The 16,830-nt window shown below is 55.1% G+C and carries 9 protein-coding genes; 7 read left to right on the top strand and 2 right to left on the bottom strand.

Features of this window, described 5'->3' with window-relative positions; all coding sequences use genetic code 11:
• Window positions 1-24 precede the first annotated feature (24 nt).
• Together AC0LWM_RS30135 and AC0LWM_RS30130 are read right to left on the bottom strand one after the other, a co-directional pair.
• Window positions 25-984, bottom strand: coding sequence for an acetylxylan esterase (locus tag AC0LWM_RS30135; protein ID WP_474678740.1), 960 nt, complete (start codon window positions 982-984; stop codon window positions 25-27).
• 33 nt (window positions 985-1,017) lie between these two features.
• On the bottom strand, window positions 1,018-3,204 hold the full coding sequence (locus AC0LWM_RS30130) for an alpha-galactosidase (RefSeq protein WP_474678739.1): 2,187 nt from the start codon (window positions 3,202-3,204) through the stop codon (window positions 1,018-1,020).
• Between the two features lie 333 nt (window positions 3,205-3,537).
• Between AC0LWM_RS30130 and AC0LWM_RS30125 the strand changes: the two genes are divergently transcribed.
• From AC0LWM_RS30125 to AC0LWM_RS30095, 7 genes are all read left to right on the top strand, one after another.
• The gene (locus AC0LWM_RS30125) at window positions 3,538-4,545 is read left to right on the top strand and encodes a LacI family DNA-binding transcriptional regulator (protein WP_474678738.1); all 1,008 of its coding nucleotides are present in this window, start codon (window positions 3,538-3,540) and stop codon (window positions 4,543-4,545) included.
• Between the two features lie 433 nt (window positions 4,546-4,978).
• On the top strand, window positions 4,979-7,198 hold the full coding sequence (locus tag AC0LWM_RS30120) for a helix-turn-helix domain-containing protein (RefSeq protein WP_474678737.1): 2,220 nt from the start codon (window positions 4,979-4,981) through the stop codon (window positions 7,196-7,198).
• A gap of 266 nt (window positions 7,199-7,464) precedes the next feature.
• Window positions 7,465-8,436: an ABC transporter permease gene (locus tag AC0LWM_RS30115; RefSeq protein WP_474678736.1), complete on the top strand. Its 972-nt coding sequence runs from the start codon at window positions 7,465-7,467 to the stop codon at window positions 8,434-8,436.
• A gap of 14 nt (window positions 8,437-8,450) precedes the next feature.
• Window positions 8,451-9,350: a carbohydrate ABC transporter permease gene (locus tag AC0LWM_RS30110; protein WP_474678735.1), complete on the top strand. Its 900-nt coding sequence runs from the start codon at window positions 8,451-8,453 to the stop codon at window positions 9,348-9,350.
• A 169-nt stretch (window positions 9,351-9,519) separates the two neighbouring features.
• Window positions 9,520-11,181 (top strand): type 2 periplasmic-binding domain-containing protein, encoded by a 1,662-nt coding sequence (locus AC0LWM_RS30105; protein WP_474678734.1) that lies wholly within the window; start codon window positions 9,520-9,522, stop codon window positions 11,179-11,181.
• A 109-nt stretch (window positions 11,182-11,290) separates the two neighbouring features.
• The gene (locus tag AC0LWM_RS30100) at window positions 11,291-13,606 is read left to right on the top strand and encodes a glycoside hydrolase family 3 N-terminal domain-containing protein (RefSeq protein WP_474678733.1); all 2,316 of its coding nucleotides are present in this window, start codon (window positions 11,291-11,293) and stop codon (window positions 13,604-13,606) included.
• Window positions 13,603-16,797, top strand: a complete 3,195-nt coding sequence (locus AC0LWM_RS30095) for an alpha-mannosidase (protein WP_474678732.1) — start codon at window positions 13,603-13,605, stop codon at window positions 16,795-16,797. Before AC0LWM_RS30100 ends, AC0LWM_RS30095 begins: the two co-directional genes overlap by 4 nt.
• Window positions 16,798-16,830 lie beyond the last annotated feature (33 nt).

The following is a 16,830-nucleotide window of genomic DNA, read 5'->3' as shown; positions in this document are numbered from 1 at the left end:
CGTGCATTCGATTCGTAAATTCCTTTACAAGTCCAGCAGGAACAACATCGTTTGGTCGTTGAAGCCGGGCAAGCCTTCATGGCCGAAATCCGGGTATAATTCGATTCGTTTCTTCGCCGTCATTTTGTTGAAAACGGCGTATTGGGAGGACGGCGGGCAGACGGTGTCCATGAGGCCAACGCCGATGATCGCTTCGCCTCGGATGCGGTCCGCCAAATGCTGAATATCGATATAGCCGAGCTTGGTGAAAATTTCGTCTTCCCGCTTATGCTGAGGATCATAATATCGGAAGTATGTTTTCAGCTCCGCGTAAGCATCCCTCGCCAGATCCATCTCCCATACGCGCTTATAATCGCACAGGAACGGAAAGATCGGCGCGAGCTTCTTGATTCTCGGCTCCAGCGCGGCGCAAGCGATCGTAAGCCCGCCGCCTTGCGAGCCGCCCATGGCGGCGACACGCTCCGGGTCGACCTCGGGCAGCCCCATCACGATGCCGGCCAGCTGCGCGGTATCCAGGTAGATATGGCGGAACAGCAAGTTGTCCGGATGGTCGCTCAGCCCACGGATGATATGGCCCTCGTAAGTATTGCCCTTAACACCGCCGGTATCCTCGGAATAGCCGCCTTGACCACGGCAGTCCATGGCAATGACGGAATAACCGAGCGATACGTAATTCAGCTTGTCGTGCCAGTCGCCTACATGGCCCGAATAGCCATGGAACTGGATGACGGCGGGATGCGGTTTCTTCGCATGCAGCGGACGCAAATATTTGGCATGAATGCGAGCGCCGAGCACGCCGGTGAAATACAGATCGAAGCATTCGGCGTTCGGCACCTGAAAAGCGCTCGGCACGAGCTCGAGCTGCGGATCGACGGCTTTCATTTCGGCGAGAGCCCGGCTCCAATATTCCTCGAAGTCCACGGGCTTAGGATTCCTCCCCTGATAACGTTCCAGCTGTTCCAGCGGCATATCCACTAATGGCATAAAACGATCGTCCTCCCTGTTATCGTAGAAACGTTAATTCACGCGCTTCAACCGGAACATCCAGCTTTGATAATCGCCGTACATCGTCGGCACGTGAGCGCCGCCGTACATCAGCTCGTCGCCGCCGATTTGCTGTCCGGTTTCGACAATGACGTAATCCGCTTCCGCGGCAAGACCTTTCAGCCGCATCCGTTCAAGCGGCTCGTGAGGAACCGCAAGCACGCGGCTGTATACGACAAGCGCCTCGCTCCGGTCTTCGCTGACGAACATCCATGCCGCCTCATTGCCTTCGAACGGATTCAGCAGCCGGTAGAAGTCGCCGAACTGGACCAACGGGCGAATTTCCTTGTACAAGGCAACCTGTTCCTTGACGATTTCCTTCTCCTCTTCGGTGAACTTCGTCAAGTCCAGCTCGTAGCCGAAGTTGCCGGACATCGCGATGTTGCCGCGCATCTTGAGCGAGGTCATCCGCCCGACCTGATGGTTCGGCACCGCCGAGACATGTGCCCCCATGGAGCTAACCGGATACACGATGCTTGTGCCGTATTGGATTTTCAGCCGTTCCACGGCATCGGTGTTGTCGCTCGTCCACGTCTGCGGCATGTAATGCAGCATGCCGGGATCGAACCGGCCGCCGCCGCCGGAGCAGCTCTCGAACAGGATGTGCGGGAACTTCGTCGTGATCGTTTCCAGCACGCGGTAGAGGCCGAGCATGTAACGGTGGGCCGTTTCCCGCTGGCGGTGCGGCGGCAGCAGCGCGGAGCCGATCTCCGACATGTTGCGGTTCATGTCCCATTTTACGTACGTAATCGGCGCGCTGTCCAGAATGTCCGACAGCATCCGGATAATCGCGTCGCAGACGTCCTGGCGCGAGAAGTCGAGGATGAGCTGGGTGCGCCCGAGCGATCTCGCGCGATCCGGCACATGGAGGCACCAATCCGGGCGACTGCGATACAGCTCGCTGTCCGGCGAAATCATCTCCGGCTCGAACCATAAGCCGAACTGCAGCCCCAGCTTGCGCACACGTTCGACCAAGTCCTCAAGCCCGTTCGGCAGCTTGATCCGGTCGACGAACCAGTCGCCGAGCGAGCTGCGGTCGTCGTCGCGCTTGCCGAACCAGCCGTCGTCCAGGACGAACAGCTCGATGCCGAGATCTTTGCCTGCTTCGGCGATCGCTTCGATTTTGTCGGCATTGAAGTTGAAATACGTCGCTTCCCAGTTGTTCACGAGCACCGGGCGCGGTTCGTCGCGATACAATCCGCGGCATAAGCGCGAACGGTATAGTTTATGATACGTGCGGGACATGCCGCCAAGACCTTCGGCCGAATAAACGAGCACCGCTTCCGGCGTCTGGAACGATTCGCCGGAATCAAGATGCCAGCTGAAATCGAACGGATTGATGCCGATCGAAACGCGTGTCGTGTTAAATTGCTCGACCTCCGCTTGGGCAATGAAGCTGCCACTGTACACGAGACTAAACCCGTATACGTCGCCGTTGTCTTCCGTCGCATCCTTCGCAAGCAGCGCCATGAACGGATTGTGCATGTGCGAACTGGAGCCGCGGCGGCTTTCGATCGATTGCATGCCGTGCGCCAGCGGACGCTTCTGCACATGCCGCTCGCGCGCCCACGAGCCCGTCAAATGCAGCATGTCGAACCGGCTGTGCGGCAAATCGACGCTGGCGCTTAAGCCGCGCAGCAGCTTGAGCGGCGCCGCGCCTTCGTTCACGAAGCGGACCGAGCGGGCGATCGCGTCAAAGTTCGCGAATGCGGTATACGAAAGCACCACCCTCAGCCCTGTTACTGCGTCGCGCAGCGTGATCTCCAGCGTTTCCGCTTCGCCCTCCTTCTCGACATACGTTGCGGGAAGCCCTTCGAGTCCCGGCTTGCCCGAAACGATGACGTGCGATTCATAACGCAGGTCGCTGACCGTCGATCCGTTCTCCAATTGAACCTGGTACGCGGGAACGCGGAGGTCGCCTCCACCGTAAGCCGGATATTCCATCGGGTACGTATCCAGAGAAAATCTTGCATCCATGTCGGCCGGATAAGGGGAGAAGGAAGCGCGGACCGTGTGCTGGATGCCTTGCGCTTGGCGGCGCAGCTTGCGCCCCCAATACACATGGGCGATGTAACCGCCTTCTAAGATTTGCAGAATATAGCTCGTTTGCTTCGCTTGCAGATGAAAAATGCGGGAAGATGCATCGTATGAAATGCCCATAAGCGCCTCCTGAGATAGTAGAAATACTTGATTTAAGCGGGTTCTCCCATCTATTATATCGGGGATTTTGTACCAACCATATGGAGCCTTGTTCGCTCGACATGGACAAATGTAGTTTTGCTTTTTGTAAAATCATACAAATGTCCATATAAAAGCTATCACCGCCACAATCGTTCCGATAACGAATGCTGCCGCGGGAACCCAACCAAATGATACAGAATTGCGTAAATTGCGGCGCAACGTTTCTGAAATAATTCTTTTGGTGTATAATGTTTAGCATTGGACGTATGGCAAAGCCATGCCCGTCAAGTCCGGAAGAAAGGAAACCTTTCATTGAAACCGACCATTTACGATGTAGCCAAGGAGGCCGGGGTATCGATCGCAACCGTCTCCAAGGTCATTAACCAAACGGGACGAATCAGCGATAAAACAAGAGCGCACGTGAACAAAGTGATGGAGCGGCTCGATTACCAGCCGAGCGTTGTCGCATCGGCCCTCACCGGCAAAAGCACCTATACGATCGGACTGCTGATTCCCGATTTGGCCAACCCTTTTTTCGCCGAAATCGCCCGCAGCGTCGAGGACCGGGGAAGCGAGCTTGGCTTCAACCTTGTCATTTGCAGCACGGACAACGAACCGAACAAAGGCATTCAGTACATCTCGTTATTGAAGCAAAAAAGAGTCGACGGCATCATCATCGCAACCGGCTTGCAGAACGAGCTGATGAAAGGACTCGCCGGCCAAGGCATTCCGCTCGCCCTGATCGCCCGGGAAATGCCGATGCTTGCTGTTGATACCGTGCTCGTCGATGATTACATGGGCGGTTATTTGGCGACGTCTCATTTGATTCGGCTCGGGCATCGGAGAATCGCCATTATCGCGGAAGACTTGGAGCTCATGAGCAGTAAAGAACGGGTGCGCGGTTACCGCTATGCGCTGGAGGAAGCGGGCATTGCGGCGGAGGAGCGCTTCGTGACCGAAAGCGAGCTGTTCACGCTCGAAGGCGGCAAACAGCAGACGCGCAAGCTGCTGGAGCAGCCGGACGGTCCAACCGCCATATTCGCCTGCAACGACTTGCTGGCGATCGGCGTCATGCAAGCGGCCCGCGAGCTAGGCGTGAACGTGCCGAACGATTTGTCCGTCGTTGGCTTCGACAATACGATTCTGGCGACGATCACCGATCCGCCGCTCACTACCGTCGCGCAGCCGATCCAGGATATCGGCCGGCAAGTCATCGACCTGCTCGTGCAGGAAATCAATCGGCAAAAAACATCGAAGCAGCGCATCATTCTCGTTCCGAATCTTGTCGTACGCAGCACGACAAAAGCGATAGCGGAATAATGGAAAGCCCACGAAGCGGCAACGCTTCTTTTTTTTATCAGAAGGCTCCGAAAAGGAGTTTTTTTTAACTCCGTCGATTCCAAGAAAAAGCGTTGTCCGGCGCGGCTTTTCCGGCGCTGCTGAGGGAAAATGCGACATCGTAGAAAAATGTCCTTTTTGTTCCGATTGCACCGGCGGAAATATGGGATGACGACGGAATAGTGGGGATTGCGGGGGGACCGACGAACATTCACAATAATCGGATATACAAGGATGAACGGCTAACGTCGTCTTTTTCGGCGTAACCGTTTACCGATGAAAAATAAGATAAGTGGACGATAAACATGATCTTCTTAATGTAGAAAAAAGTCACTTATCAATGAAAAAGGCTTATTCTGGATAACTTAAATAAGCCGGTACGGGGCTTGTCCATTAAAGGGGGATCGACCGGGGAATGAAAAAAATTTGGTTGCGCCGTTTGTTGTTGTCGTATTTGCCTGTATTTTTTATTGTGTCGATGATCTTATTTCTGTTGTTTTTTCAGACGTTAAATGAACAAAATCGAAGCGAGGCGATGAAGGCCAACGCTTTTTTGACGCAGCAGGTGGACCGTTATACCGAAAATTCGCTCAAATCGATTGATTATCGAGTCGTTCGCGATATTTTAACGAACGAGGATGTGAAATATTTTTTCAGCCGGAAGAACGAGGACGTCTATGCCAACATTCAAGCGGTGAAGGTGATGGACGATTTGAAGTTCAATTACCCGATGATCGATTCGGTGTATTTCGTCCGATTTGCGGACGGCTTCGTGCTAGGGCCGGGTTCAAGCACGATATCCAATTTTGCGGACGAGCCGTTCATCCGGTCGTATATGCAAAACGGAATGACGGCCAAATGGACCGGACAACGGGACTTTAGGCCGTTCATCAATCCGAAGGACAAGCCGGAGAAGGTCGTTACGCTCGTTCGGAAAGCGCCTTATTTTACTTCAGAAACTCAAGGCTTGTACGTCGTAAATGTCAGTTTATCGAAGCTGCGCCAATTCATCGGGCAAATGTACAACGCGGACACCAGTTTCGTGCGATGGATCGATTCGGACGGGAATAACTTGCTGGCAAGCGGGAAGCAAGAACCGAAATCGAGCGAAGTATTTTCCAGCGTCAAGTCTGCGTACACCGGATGGACGACCGAAAGCGGCCTAGTGAACGGAAGCGTCGTGAAATTCACGTTTACGCTGTACAACATTTGGATGGTGGGCGCCGTTATCGTCGTGCTGATCGGCATCGCCTGGCTGTTCTATGTCACGAAGCGCAACTACAAGCCCGTCCAGCAGCTCGTGTCGCTCATTGAAACGTATTCGCTGAAAACGCAGCCCGCCATCAAGGAAGACCGAAACGAATTCGGCTTCATTCAATATGCGCTCGAAAACTTAATGGAGCAGAAGGAGCAATACCAGCAGAAGTACAAAGAGCATTTGATTATGCAAAAAAAATACCGCTTTCAAGAGCTGCTGGAGGGTACGACCGCAATCAACGAGCAAGAATGGGCGGCCGAGCTGCTTCGTTACGATTTGAACGTGGAAGGCAAAAACGCGATCGTGCACGTGAGCGAAATCGACGGTTATGGCGGGTTTATGCGGGCCTACAACGAGCAGGACCAATCACTGCTTAAATTTGTCGTGATCAGCGTATTGCAGGAAACCGCCAAAAATCACGAAATGCCGGTATGGGCGGAATGGGTGGAAGACAATCGGTTGGCAAGCATTGTCTGGCTGCCGGAAGATGAAGATTCAGAAGCTTCTCACGATCAGCTGATGCAAGCATTCGGGCAATGGATCGAGCATAATTTATCGTTCACCGTAACGATCGGGAAAGGCAAAATGGCGAGGACGGCGGGAGAATTGCGCGAATCCTACGAACTCGCGCTTCAATCCTTGGATTATAAACCGGTCATCGGGGTCAACCGGATCATCGAACCGATGCAAGTGACCCGTTCCGACAATGAAATTCAGGAGTACTTCAAATCGATTTATTTGCTCGCGCAATCGCTCAGGCTGTCCGAGGATGAATGGAAGCAGCATCTCGATTCATTTTTTAACATGCTGAAGGAAGCGTATTCCCCTCGCAAAGAAATCGAGAGCTTGCTCCAATTTCTCATGCAGCATTTGGACCGCGAATTTTTGGAACTTTCGAAGGAATATCGGGATGTTTGGAAAGTCGCCTTGAAGGAAATCAATCAAATCGGCCCTTACTGGGACACGCTTGAGGAATTGCATGCCGCTTTCGAACGGATTTTCTTGACGTTAACGGCGGAGATGCAGACGTTGCGGGATTCGCGCAGCAATCGATCGATGATCGGCGACATCCGCAATTATATCGAAGCGAATTTTGTCAATCCGAACCTTTCGCTGGATTTTCTGAGCGAGAAGTTTCAGCTGAGCGCCAAATATTTGAGCAAAATGTTCAAGGAAGAATTCGGCGAAAATTTCGTCGATTTCATGATCGGGCTTCGCATCAATAAGGCGAAACAAATGCTGCTGGAGACGGATGCCCCGATTCAAGACATCAGCCAGCAAATCGGCTACGTGAACTACAAATCGTTTAATCGGGCGTTCAAAAACGTCGTTGGGCTATCGCCGAGAGACTTCCGCAAGCAATATCGCGAATCGTAATCAGCAACAATTCCCCGTTCGTCGGCAGACGAAGCGGGGATATTTTTTTCGAGACCTCACAAGCGGCGAATAATGGGTCATGCTCCGGGAAAAATGCACCAAGCTCAGCAGCAGCACGGGCGCAGCCGCGCGAAATGAAAAACGGGAAGTCGGCAGAATCTTGCGTATTGAGCAAATGCACCGGGATTGCATACAATCGATTTTGTCGAACGAGGGCGTCAAACGAAATCAAGTTTTCGAATTATTTAGGCAAAGGGGAATTGCGGATGGACGGAATCAACACGAATCCTTCGGCTGGCGGCAGCCTTGCGGTCAATCTGAAGAAGAGCAAAAGAAAAACGACGCTCAAAAATGTAAAGAGACACTGGGAGCTGTACATCCTCGTGCTTCTGCCCGTGCTTTATCTGATTATATTCAAATACATTCCGATGGTCGGCGTGCAAATCGCGTTTCGGGATTTCAACGTCGTGCAAGGCATTTGGGGCAGCCATTGGGTCGGCCTCAAATATTTCGAGCAATTTTTCAATTCGCCGAATTTCTGGCTGCTCATCAAGAATACGATCGGCATCAGCTTCTACAGCTTGCTAGCCGGTTTTCCTGTTCCGATCCTGCTGGCGCTTGCGCTGAACGAAATTCGGACGGGTTTCTTCAAACGGTCGGTACAAATGATTACGTATGCACCGCACTTCATTTCAACCGTAATCATGGTTTCCATCATTATTCTGATGCTGTCTCCGCATGTCGGCGTCGTTGACAAATTGTTTTCGATGTTCGGCTTCGAAACGACGAATTTTATGGGCATTCCGGAATATTTCAAATCGATTTACGTCTGGTCCGGGGTATGGCAGGAGATGGGTTACGCATCGATCATTTATATCGCGGCGCTTGCCAGCGTAGATCCGGCGTTATATGAAGCGGCTCGGGTGGACGGCGCGTCGAGATGGAAAAAGATCATTCATATCGACATTCCGGCACTGATCCCGATTTCGATTACGCTGCTTATTCTGAATTTAGGCAGCATCATGGGCGTAGGCTTCGAAAAAATCTTTTTGATGCAAAATCCGTTAAACGTTAGCGCCTCCGAGGTCATCTCCACTTACGTTTACAAGGTCGGTCTCGTAGGAGCCAACTTCAGCTTCTCCGCCGCCGTCGGGTTGTTTAACTCGATCATTAACTTGATCCTGCTCGTCGTAGTCAATTACATCGCACGTAAAGTTTCGGATACGAGCTTGTGGTAAAGGAAGGGACGCACATGTTTAATAGACGGAAAATAAGGGAATCTATAGGCGATCGGCTGTTTCTTCTTTTCATTTATATTTTTCTTGGGGCGATAACGCTTGCCGTATTGTATCCGATGCTGTACATCATCAGCTCGTCATTCAGTTCGCCGAAAGCCGTCGTTTCGGGCGAGGTATGGCTGTTTCCGGTCGATTTCTCGCTGAAGGCTTACAAATCGATATTCAACAGCAAGCAATTGATGATGGGGTATTACAACTCGATCATTTATACGGTGGTGGGTACGTTCATCAACGTCGCCTTTACGATCATGTTTGCGTATCCGTTGTCCAAGAAGACATTTGTCGGACGGAATTTCCTGACGATTCTGATGATGATCACGATGTTTTTCAGCGGAGGTTTAATTCCGACTTACCTGCTTGTCAAAAATCTTCACATGCTGGATACCCGCTGGGCGATGTGGCTCCCGGGCGCGATGTCGGTATTCCAAGTCATCGTGGCGAGAACGTTTTTCCAAACCTCGATTCCCGAGGAATTATCGGAGGCCGCGCAAATTGACGGCGCCAGAGATTTGCGATATTTGGTCAGCGTTGCGCTTCCGCTCTCCAAGCCGATTATTGCCGTCATGTCGCTCATGTATGCGGTAGGACATTGGAACGCTTATTTCGACGCTTTGGTATACTTGCGCACGGAAAGCTTGTTCCCGCTTCAATACGTGCTGCGGAACTTGCTCCTCCTGAACGCGACCGATCCGGAAATGCTGGCGAACACGGCTCAGCAGCTGCGGGACCAAGGGCTCGAGCAGGTGTTGAAATACGCGCTGATCGTTGTGGCGTCCGTACCGGTACTGATTATGTATCCGTTCGTGCAGAAGCATTTTGTCAAAGGGGTTATGATCGGTTCATTAAAAGGTTAACGGCGCGGCTGAATCTGCTTCGAAGCTAAGCTCCACTTTGTGGGGAATCTTGAGAGGGGGGATGCCGGGAGACGAAGGGAAGGACGTTTCCCGAATCGGATGGAAGACGAAGGGCATTATGCTTCATATTTGTTCATCTTGCTTCATCACAAAAAAGGAGGAGTTCAATTTGAAAAAATCGTTATTTCTGATTCTTTCGCTCGTGCTGACGCTCACCTTGGCGCTGTCGGCCTGCTCCAGCAACAAAGAGAACGGGCAGTCGGAGACGAAAGACAACGCGCAAGGCACCGATACAAAGGCTGAAACGCCAAGCGAACCTGTGAAAATGACCTTTTTCGCACCGCAAGGAAAGGCTCCGCTGGAAGACAACGATTATACGAAATGGGTCGAAAAGAAATTCAACGTCAACATTAAATGGGACCTGGCGCCGGCTGACGCGCTGAAGGACCGCAGACAGCTGCTGCTTGCAAGCGGCGATTACCCTGAAGTATTCCTCGAAGGCGGATTCAATAACTCGGAATTGATGACGTACGGCAAGCAAGGTGTCTTCATTCCGCTGAACGACCTGATCGAGAAGTACGCGCCGAACATTAAAGCGATGATGGAGAAAAAGCCATACTTCAAAGAAGCGATTACGGCGCCGGACGGCAACATTTACGGGCTGCCTCGCCTGAACGAATGCTATCATTGTACGTATTCCCAAAAATACTGGATGAACAAAGAGTGGCTGGACAAGCTCGGACTGCAAGTTCCTACAACGACGGACGAGCTGTATACTGTACTTAAAGCGTTCAAAACGCAAGATCCGAACGGCAACAAAAAAGCCGACGAAATTCCGCTTACGGGCGCACCGAACAAAAACGTCTGGAACGGAAACATGGACGCATTCCTCATGAATGCATTCATCTACAATGACAACGACAAATATTTGACGGTGAACGGCGGTAAAGTTGACTTTGCGGCGAACAAGCCGGAATGGAAGCAAGGCCTCGAGTATATGCATAAATTGTACGCGGAAGGACTGATCGATCCGGCTTCGTTCACGCAAAACGACCAAGCGGTCGGCCAGCTCGGCAATCGCGAAGGCGACGAAATCGTAGGCTCCATCACGACGGCGCTAATCAGCTATCTGGTTAACGTTTGGGACGACAACATTACCCGCCACAAGCACTGGGTCATCGTACCTCCGCTCAAAGGACCTAACGGCGTTCAGCTTGCAGGTACTTCGAGAGGCATCAGCAGCTTCGTCTTTACGATCACGAACAAAGCAACCGAAGAGCAGCAAATCGCGGCGATCAAAATTGCCGACTATGCATTTAGCGAAGAAGGCGCGCTGTACAGCGAATATGGCCCAACCGAAGGCATCGGCTGGAACAAGGCGGGTGCGGATGAGAAAAACATCAGCGGCGAACCTGCAAAATACACGTTCGAAAACTTGAAGAAGCAAGACGAAAACGTCGTAAGAAACGACAGCTGGTCGCTCCTTGGGCCAAAAGACTTGTCCAAAGAGTTCCGCGACTTGTTCGCGACGGCGCAAGATCCGCTGACAAGCAAAGGTTATGAGAGAAGACTGGCTGACGCGACGAGCACCTATGCACCGTATGAGCCAAAAGAGATTTATCCTGGAGGCGTCTACATCAAACCGGAAGATACCGACACTGCGGCGCAGCTGACGACTTCGATCAAGGATTATGTCGAATCGAACATGGCACAATTCATTATCGGCAGCAAGAGCCTCGACAAGGATTGGGACGCATACGTCAAAGGCTTCGACGGGCTGAACCTGGCGCAATACATCGAGATTTATCAAAAAGCGATCGAGAAGAAATAAATTTCCGAAGATCGACTTGAAAAAGCAAAACGGATGACGTAGCGGGAAGTAAACCCTTCGGGTTTGCTTCCTTCTGCTATCCGGGGAGCTGTGAGAGGAGAAGATAAAAATGACCGTAACATATAAGGATTCGTCCGCGCCGATTGCCGAACGGGTGCAGGATCTGCTCGGGCGCATGACGGCGGAGGAGAAGATCGGGCAGCTCGTGCAGCCGTTCGGCTGGAAAACATACGAGAAGGCGGGCGGCAAAGCCGTCCTGACCGAAGAGTTCAAGGAACGGGTTCGCCGGGGAGGCGTCGGTTCGCTGTACGGCGTGCTGCGCGCGGATCCATGGACCGAGGTGACGCTTGCGAACGGCTTGTCGCCGAAGGAAGGGGCGGAAGCGATCAACGACATTCAGCGTTTCGCGGTTGAGGAGTCGCGGCTTGGCATCCCGATCCTGTTCGGCGAAGAATGCTCGCACGGCCATATGGCGATTGGAGCGACCGTGTTCCCGGTGCCGCTGTCGCTCGGCAGCACATGGAACGTCGACCTGTACCGCCGCATTTGCCGGGCGATCGCCGTCGAGACGCGTTCCCAGGGCGGGGCGGCGACGTATTCGCCGGTGCTGGACGTCGTCCGCGATCCGCGCTGGGGCCGCACCGAGGAATGCTTCGCGGAAGACCCGTATCTTATCGGGGAGTACGCCGTTGCCGCCGTCGAAGGCCTGCAGGGTGACGATGTAGCCGGCGAAGACAGCGTGATCGCCACGCTGAAGCATTTTGTCGCCTACGGCAGTTCCGAAGGCGGGCGGAACGCGGGTCCCGCGCATATGGGCATGCGCGAGCTGCACGAAGTCGACATGTACCCGTTCCGCAAGGCGGTTGAGGCAGGTGCCCTGTCGATTATGCCGGCCTACAACGAAATCGACGGCGTGCCATGCACGTCGAACGCGTATTTGCTGCGGGACGTGCTGCGCGACGAATGGGGCTTCGATGGCTTCGTCATTACCGACTGCGGCGCGATCAACATGCTCGCTTACGGACACGACGTCGCCGCGGACGGAGCGGAGGCGGCCGGCATGGCGCTGAAAGCGGGCATCGACATGGAGATGTCCGGCGAAATGTTCGGCAAGTACTTATTGTCCGCGCTGAACAACGGACATATTGATGAGGCCGATCTTGACGAGGCGGTTTCGCGCGTGCTGCGGATGAAGTTCCGGCTCGGCCTGTTCGACAGCCCTTATGTCGATCCGGAGCGCGCGGCGCGGCTGATCGGCAGCGCAGAGCACCGGGAGCTGGCGCTGCAAGCGGCCCAAGAGGGCGTCGTGCTGCTGAAGAACGATGCCGGAACGCTGCCGCTAAGCCGGGAGATCGGGACGATTGCGGTGATCGGTCCGAACGCGAATCATTCGTACAATCAGCTCGGCGATTATACGTCGCCGCAGCCGCGGGAGAACATCGTCACGCTGCTCGACGGCATTCGCGGCAAGCTGGGCGAAACGGCTTCGAGCCGGGTGCTGTACGCGCCGGGCTGCCGCATCAAAGGCGATTCGCGCGAAGGCTTCGAGCACGCTCTTGAGTGCGCGCGGCTGGCGGACGTCGTCGTCTTGGCGGTTGGCGGCTCCAGCGCGCGGGATTTCGGCGACGGTACGATCGACCTGCGTACCGGCGCATCGGTTGTGACCGAGCATGCGTGGAGCGATATGGAATGCGGCGAAGGCATCGACCGCTCCGGATTGCAGCTGCTCGGCGTACAGCTGGAGCTCGTGCAGGAGGTGCACAAGCTCGGCAAACCGGTCATCGTTGTTTATATCAACGGCCGCCCGATTACGGAGCCATGGATCGACGAGCATGTTCCGGCTATATTGGAAGCCTGGTATCCGGGACAGGAGGGCGGCGGCGCCATCGCCGATATTTTGTTCGGGGACGTCAATCCGTCCGGCCGGTTAACCGTGTCGATTCCGAAGGATGTCGGCCAGCTGCCCGTCTATTACAACGGCAAGCGAACACGCGGTAGACGTTATCTGGAAACCGATTCGAAGCCGCGGTACCCGTTCGGCTTCGGGCTTAGCTATACGGAATTCCGGTACGACAATTTGAAGGTGTTCCCGGAAGTCATAACGCCGGACGGCGAAGCGACCGTGCAGGTGGACGTGACGAATATCGGCGAAGTCGCGGGAGCGGAAGTCGTGCAGCTGTACGTTTCGGACAAAGTGAGCAGCGTCACTCGTCCGGAGAAGGAGCTGAAAGGGTTCCGCAAAGTTCATTTGCAGCCTGGCGAAACCCGGACCGTGGCCTTCACGGTCGGACCGGAGCAGTTGCAGTTGCTCGATCTCCGTTTGAATCGAGTTGTGGAAGAGGGCGAATTTGGTATTATGGTAGGGAAACATGTTGAAGACGTGTCGAGTGTTTCGCTTCACGTCCGTAAAGGAGAGCAGAGATGAACCGAATCCGCCGTTTTATCCAATCGATCGCAGGCCGGCAATGGTTCGAGTCGATCGAACTGAACGACTGGCAAGTGCGCAAAGCCCGTTACGTATTGCCCGGGCAATATGAATTCGAATCGGAGGACTATGGCACGATACAGCTGGACCCGCTGAACAGCAAGCATGGCGTCACGTATTTCCTGAAGGCGCAGCCGGAAATTCCGGCCGCATGGGCGGACGGCAGCGGCGCGATCGGGCTCGTATTCGAAGCGGGCGGCGAAGGGCTGCTGCGCGTGAACGGCACGCCGTACCACGGCCTCGACCGCAATCATACGTACGTTCCGCTTGGGCTGAGCGGCATTGGACTCGAGCCGCTGCTTGAGATCGAGCTGTACGACCCGATTCCGGAGCCGGTCGACCCGCTCAACAATCAAGCCGTTATCCAGCCGCCGATCGCCTCGATTCGCAGCAAGCTCGTCCGCGTGAACCGGCCGGTGCAAAGCTTGCTATACAGCTTGCAGGTCGCCTATGACGCCGCAAATCTTCTGCCCGAGCCGGAATTGAAACGGATGCGAATGGTCGAGGTAATGTATGCGACGATGAACGAAGCGGATCGTGAGCCCGAAGGCCGCTGGACCGACGGCGAGTGGGTCGCTTCGCTCGAAGCGAAGCTGCAGGCGTCGATCGAAGCGCTCATGCCGGAGCAGCGGCTGAACGGCGTCATGCACATGGTCGGCCAATCGCACATCGACGTCGCTTGGCTGTGGCCTGTCCGCGAGACGGTGCGCAAGGTGAGCCGGACGTTTTCGACGATGACGACGCTGATGGAGGAATATCCCGACTTTGTCTATTCACAAAGTCAACCGCTGCTGTACGCTTTTGCGAAGGAGCATTACCCGGAGCTGTACGAGAAGGTGAAGGCGAAAATCGCGGAAGGGCGCTGGGAGCTCGTCGGCGGCATGTGGGTCGAGCCGGATCTCAACATTCCGAGCGGGGAATCGCTCGTGCGCCAGCTGCTTTACGGACAGCGATTCTATAAGAAGGAGTTCGGCAAAACATCGGCGATCGAATGGCTGCCCGATACGTTCGGCTATTGCGCGTCGCTGCCGCAAATTTTGAAGCTGGCCGGCGTGAACTATTTCATGACGTCCAAGCTGAATTGGAACGACACGAACAAGTTCCCTTACGACTTGTTCCATTGGGTCGGCATCGACGGCACGTCGATCGTTTCGTATTTGAACCACGGCTTGAACGAGCATACGACGCCGAAAGACGTGCACGAGCATTGGCAATCGTACCGCGAAAAAGGCAAGCACGACGAGCAGATGCTGCTGTACGGCCACGGCGACGGGGGCGGCGGCGTCACTCGCGAAATGATTGAATATATCGGCCGGTCCGGGCTGATGACGGACTTGCCGGTCAGCCGCTTCAGCACGGCGGAAGCGTTCTTCGGCAGCATCGCCGAGCGTCGTCCCGCGCTGCCGAAATGGCACGGCGACTTGTATCTCGAGCTGCACCGCGGCACGTATACGACGCATGCGCGGAACAAGCGGAGTAACCGGAAGGCGGAGGTGCTGTACCGCGAGGCCGAGCTGTGGAACCGGTTCGCTGCGCCGCAGATCGATCCGAACGAGGCGGCTTGGGAGCTGGCCGTGCTGCATGACGGCTGGAAGCTCATCTTGCTCAACCAGTTCCACGATATCGTGCCGGGAACGTCGATTCCGGAAGCGTATGTGACGTCCGCCCGCGAATACGAGCAAGTATTCGCCGCCGGAAACGGCAGCTTGGACCGTTCACTCCGGACGATCGCAGGGCAGATTAACGTCTCGGGGCAAGGCACGCCGTACGTTGTGTTCAACAGCCTCGGCTGGGTGCGCGACGAAGTGATCATGCTCGAAGGCGATATGCCGTGGGTGGAGCTTGCGGCCTACGATGCGGAAGGAAATCGGCTGGATGCCGACGTTGTCCGCACCGACGACGCGGGCGGCAAGGTTTCGCTGGCGGTGCGCGTGCCTCGTATCCCGGCGTTCGGCTACACGACGATTTGGGTGCGGCCGGACGAGGCGGCAAGGATCGGAGCAGACGCAGCTCAGATGCCGGCGTCGGAGCCGCAAGCGGATACGCGGTCGGACTCGCAACCGGCACAGCCGGCATCCGGGCAATCCGACGACTGGACCGTTTGGGAAACCGCGCGCTACGCGCTCGAATTTAACGCCTTGGGCGAAATCGTCCGCTGGTACGACAAGATTGCCGGACGCGAGCTGCTGCCGGAAGGCGGCAAGGCGAACGAGCTGCAGTTTTTCCACGACAGGCCGATGTATTGGGACGCCTGGGACGTCGATCCGCGCTTCGAGGAGCAGCGCGCCGGCGCCGTCGAGCTGATCGACAAGCAGGTCGTGCTGCGTGGGAAAACGAAGGACGTGCTGCGCTTCCGTTGGAAGCTGAACGAGTCCGCCATTTCACAGGATGTCGTCCTGTACCACAAGCATGGCCGGGTCGATTTCCAAACGAAGGTGCAGTGGAACGAAGCGCATAAGTTGCTCAAAGTCGCGTTCCCGGTCGACATCGTGACGAACAAAGCGACGTACGAAATTCCTTTCGGCGCCCTGGAGCGCCCGACCCATACGAACACGAGCTGGGAGCAGGCGCAGTTCGAGGTTTGCGGCCACCGGTGGGCCGACGTGTCGGAGGGCGGCTACGGCGTCAGCCTGCTGAACGATTGCAAATACGGCTACGACATTAAAGGCAGTACACTGCGGCTATCGTTGCTGCGCGCTCCGAAATGGCCGGATGCGACGGCGGATCAAGGGGAGCACGAATTTACGTATTCGCTGTATCCGCACGAGCAAGATTGGCGCGCCGCACACGTTGTTCGCGCCGCAGCCGAGCTGAACCATCCCGTTACGGTCGCAGCAAGCGCTGCCGAGCCTGAGGGACAATGGCCGCACGAGCAGTCACTGATCTCGTTTGAAGCCCGCCACGTTATGCTCGATACGGTTAAAACGGCCGAGGACGCCGACGGCACGATATTCCGGATGTACGAAACGTCCGGCGGCCGCGAGAAGGTCAAGCTCGCCTTGCCGCAAGGAACTACACGCGTCTGGACTGTGAACCTGCTCGAAGAAGCCGTTGCCGAACTGCCTGTTAACGATGGCGCCGTCGAGCTGGATTTTGCCCCGTTTGAAATCAAAAGCGTCAAGTTCGCATAAACCAACGAAGAGATACCGGATCGAGGTCCAGTA

It is taken from the genome of Paenibacillus sp. sgz302148 (assembly GCF_056120465.1).
This window is presented reverse-complemented; position numbering and strand designations above follow the sequence as displayed.

Excerpts from the sequence above, each read along its gene's own strand:
- AC0LWM_RS30135 (WP_474678740.1), bottom strand. The coding sequence starts at position 984 with ATGCCATTAGTGGATATGCCGCTGGAACAGCTGGAACGTTATCAGGGG.
- AC0LWM_RS30130 (WP_474678739.1), bottom strand. The coding sequence starts at position 3,204 with ATGGGCATTTCATACGATGCATCTTCCCGCATTTTTCATCTGCAAGCG.
- AC0LWM_RS30120 (WP_474678737.1), top strand. The coding sequence starts at position 4,979 with ATGAAAAAAATTTGGTTGCGCCGTTTGTTGTTGTCGTATTTGCCTGTA.
- AC0LWM_RS30115 (WP_474678736.1), top strand. The coding sequence starts at position 7,465 with ATGGACGGAATCAACACGAATCCTTCGGCTGGCGGCAGCCTTGCGGTC.
- AC0LWM_RS30110 (WP_474678735.1), top strand. The coding sequence starts at position 8,451 with ATGTTTAATAGACGGAAAATAAGGGAATCTATAGGCGATCGGCTGTTT.
- AC0LWM_RS30100 (WP_474678733.1), top strand. The coding sequence starts at position 11,291 with ATGACCGTAACATATAAGGATTCGTCCGCGCCGATTGCCGAACGGGTG.
- AC0LWM_RS30095 (WP_474678732.1), top strand. The coding sequence starts at position 13,603 with ATGAACCGAATCCGCCGTTTTATCCAATCGATCGCAGGCCGGCAATGG.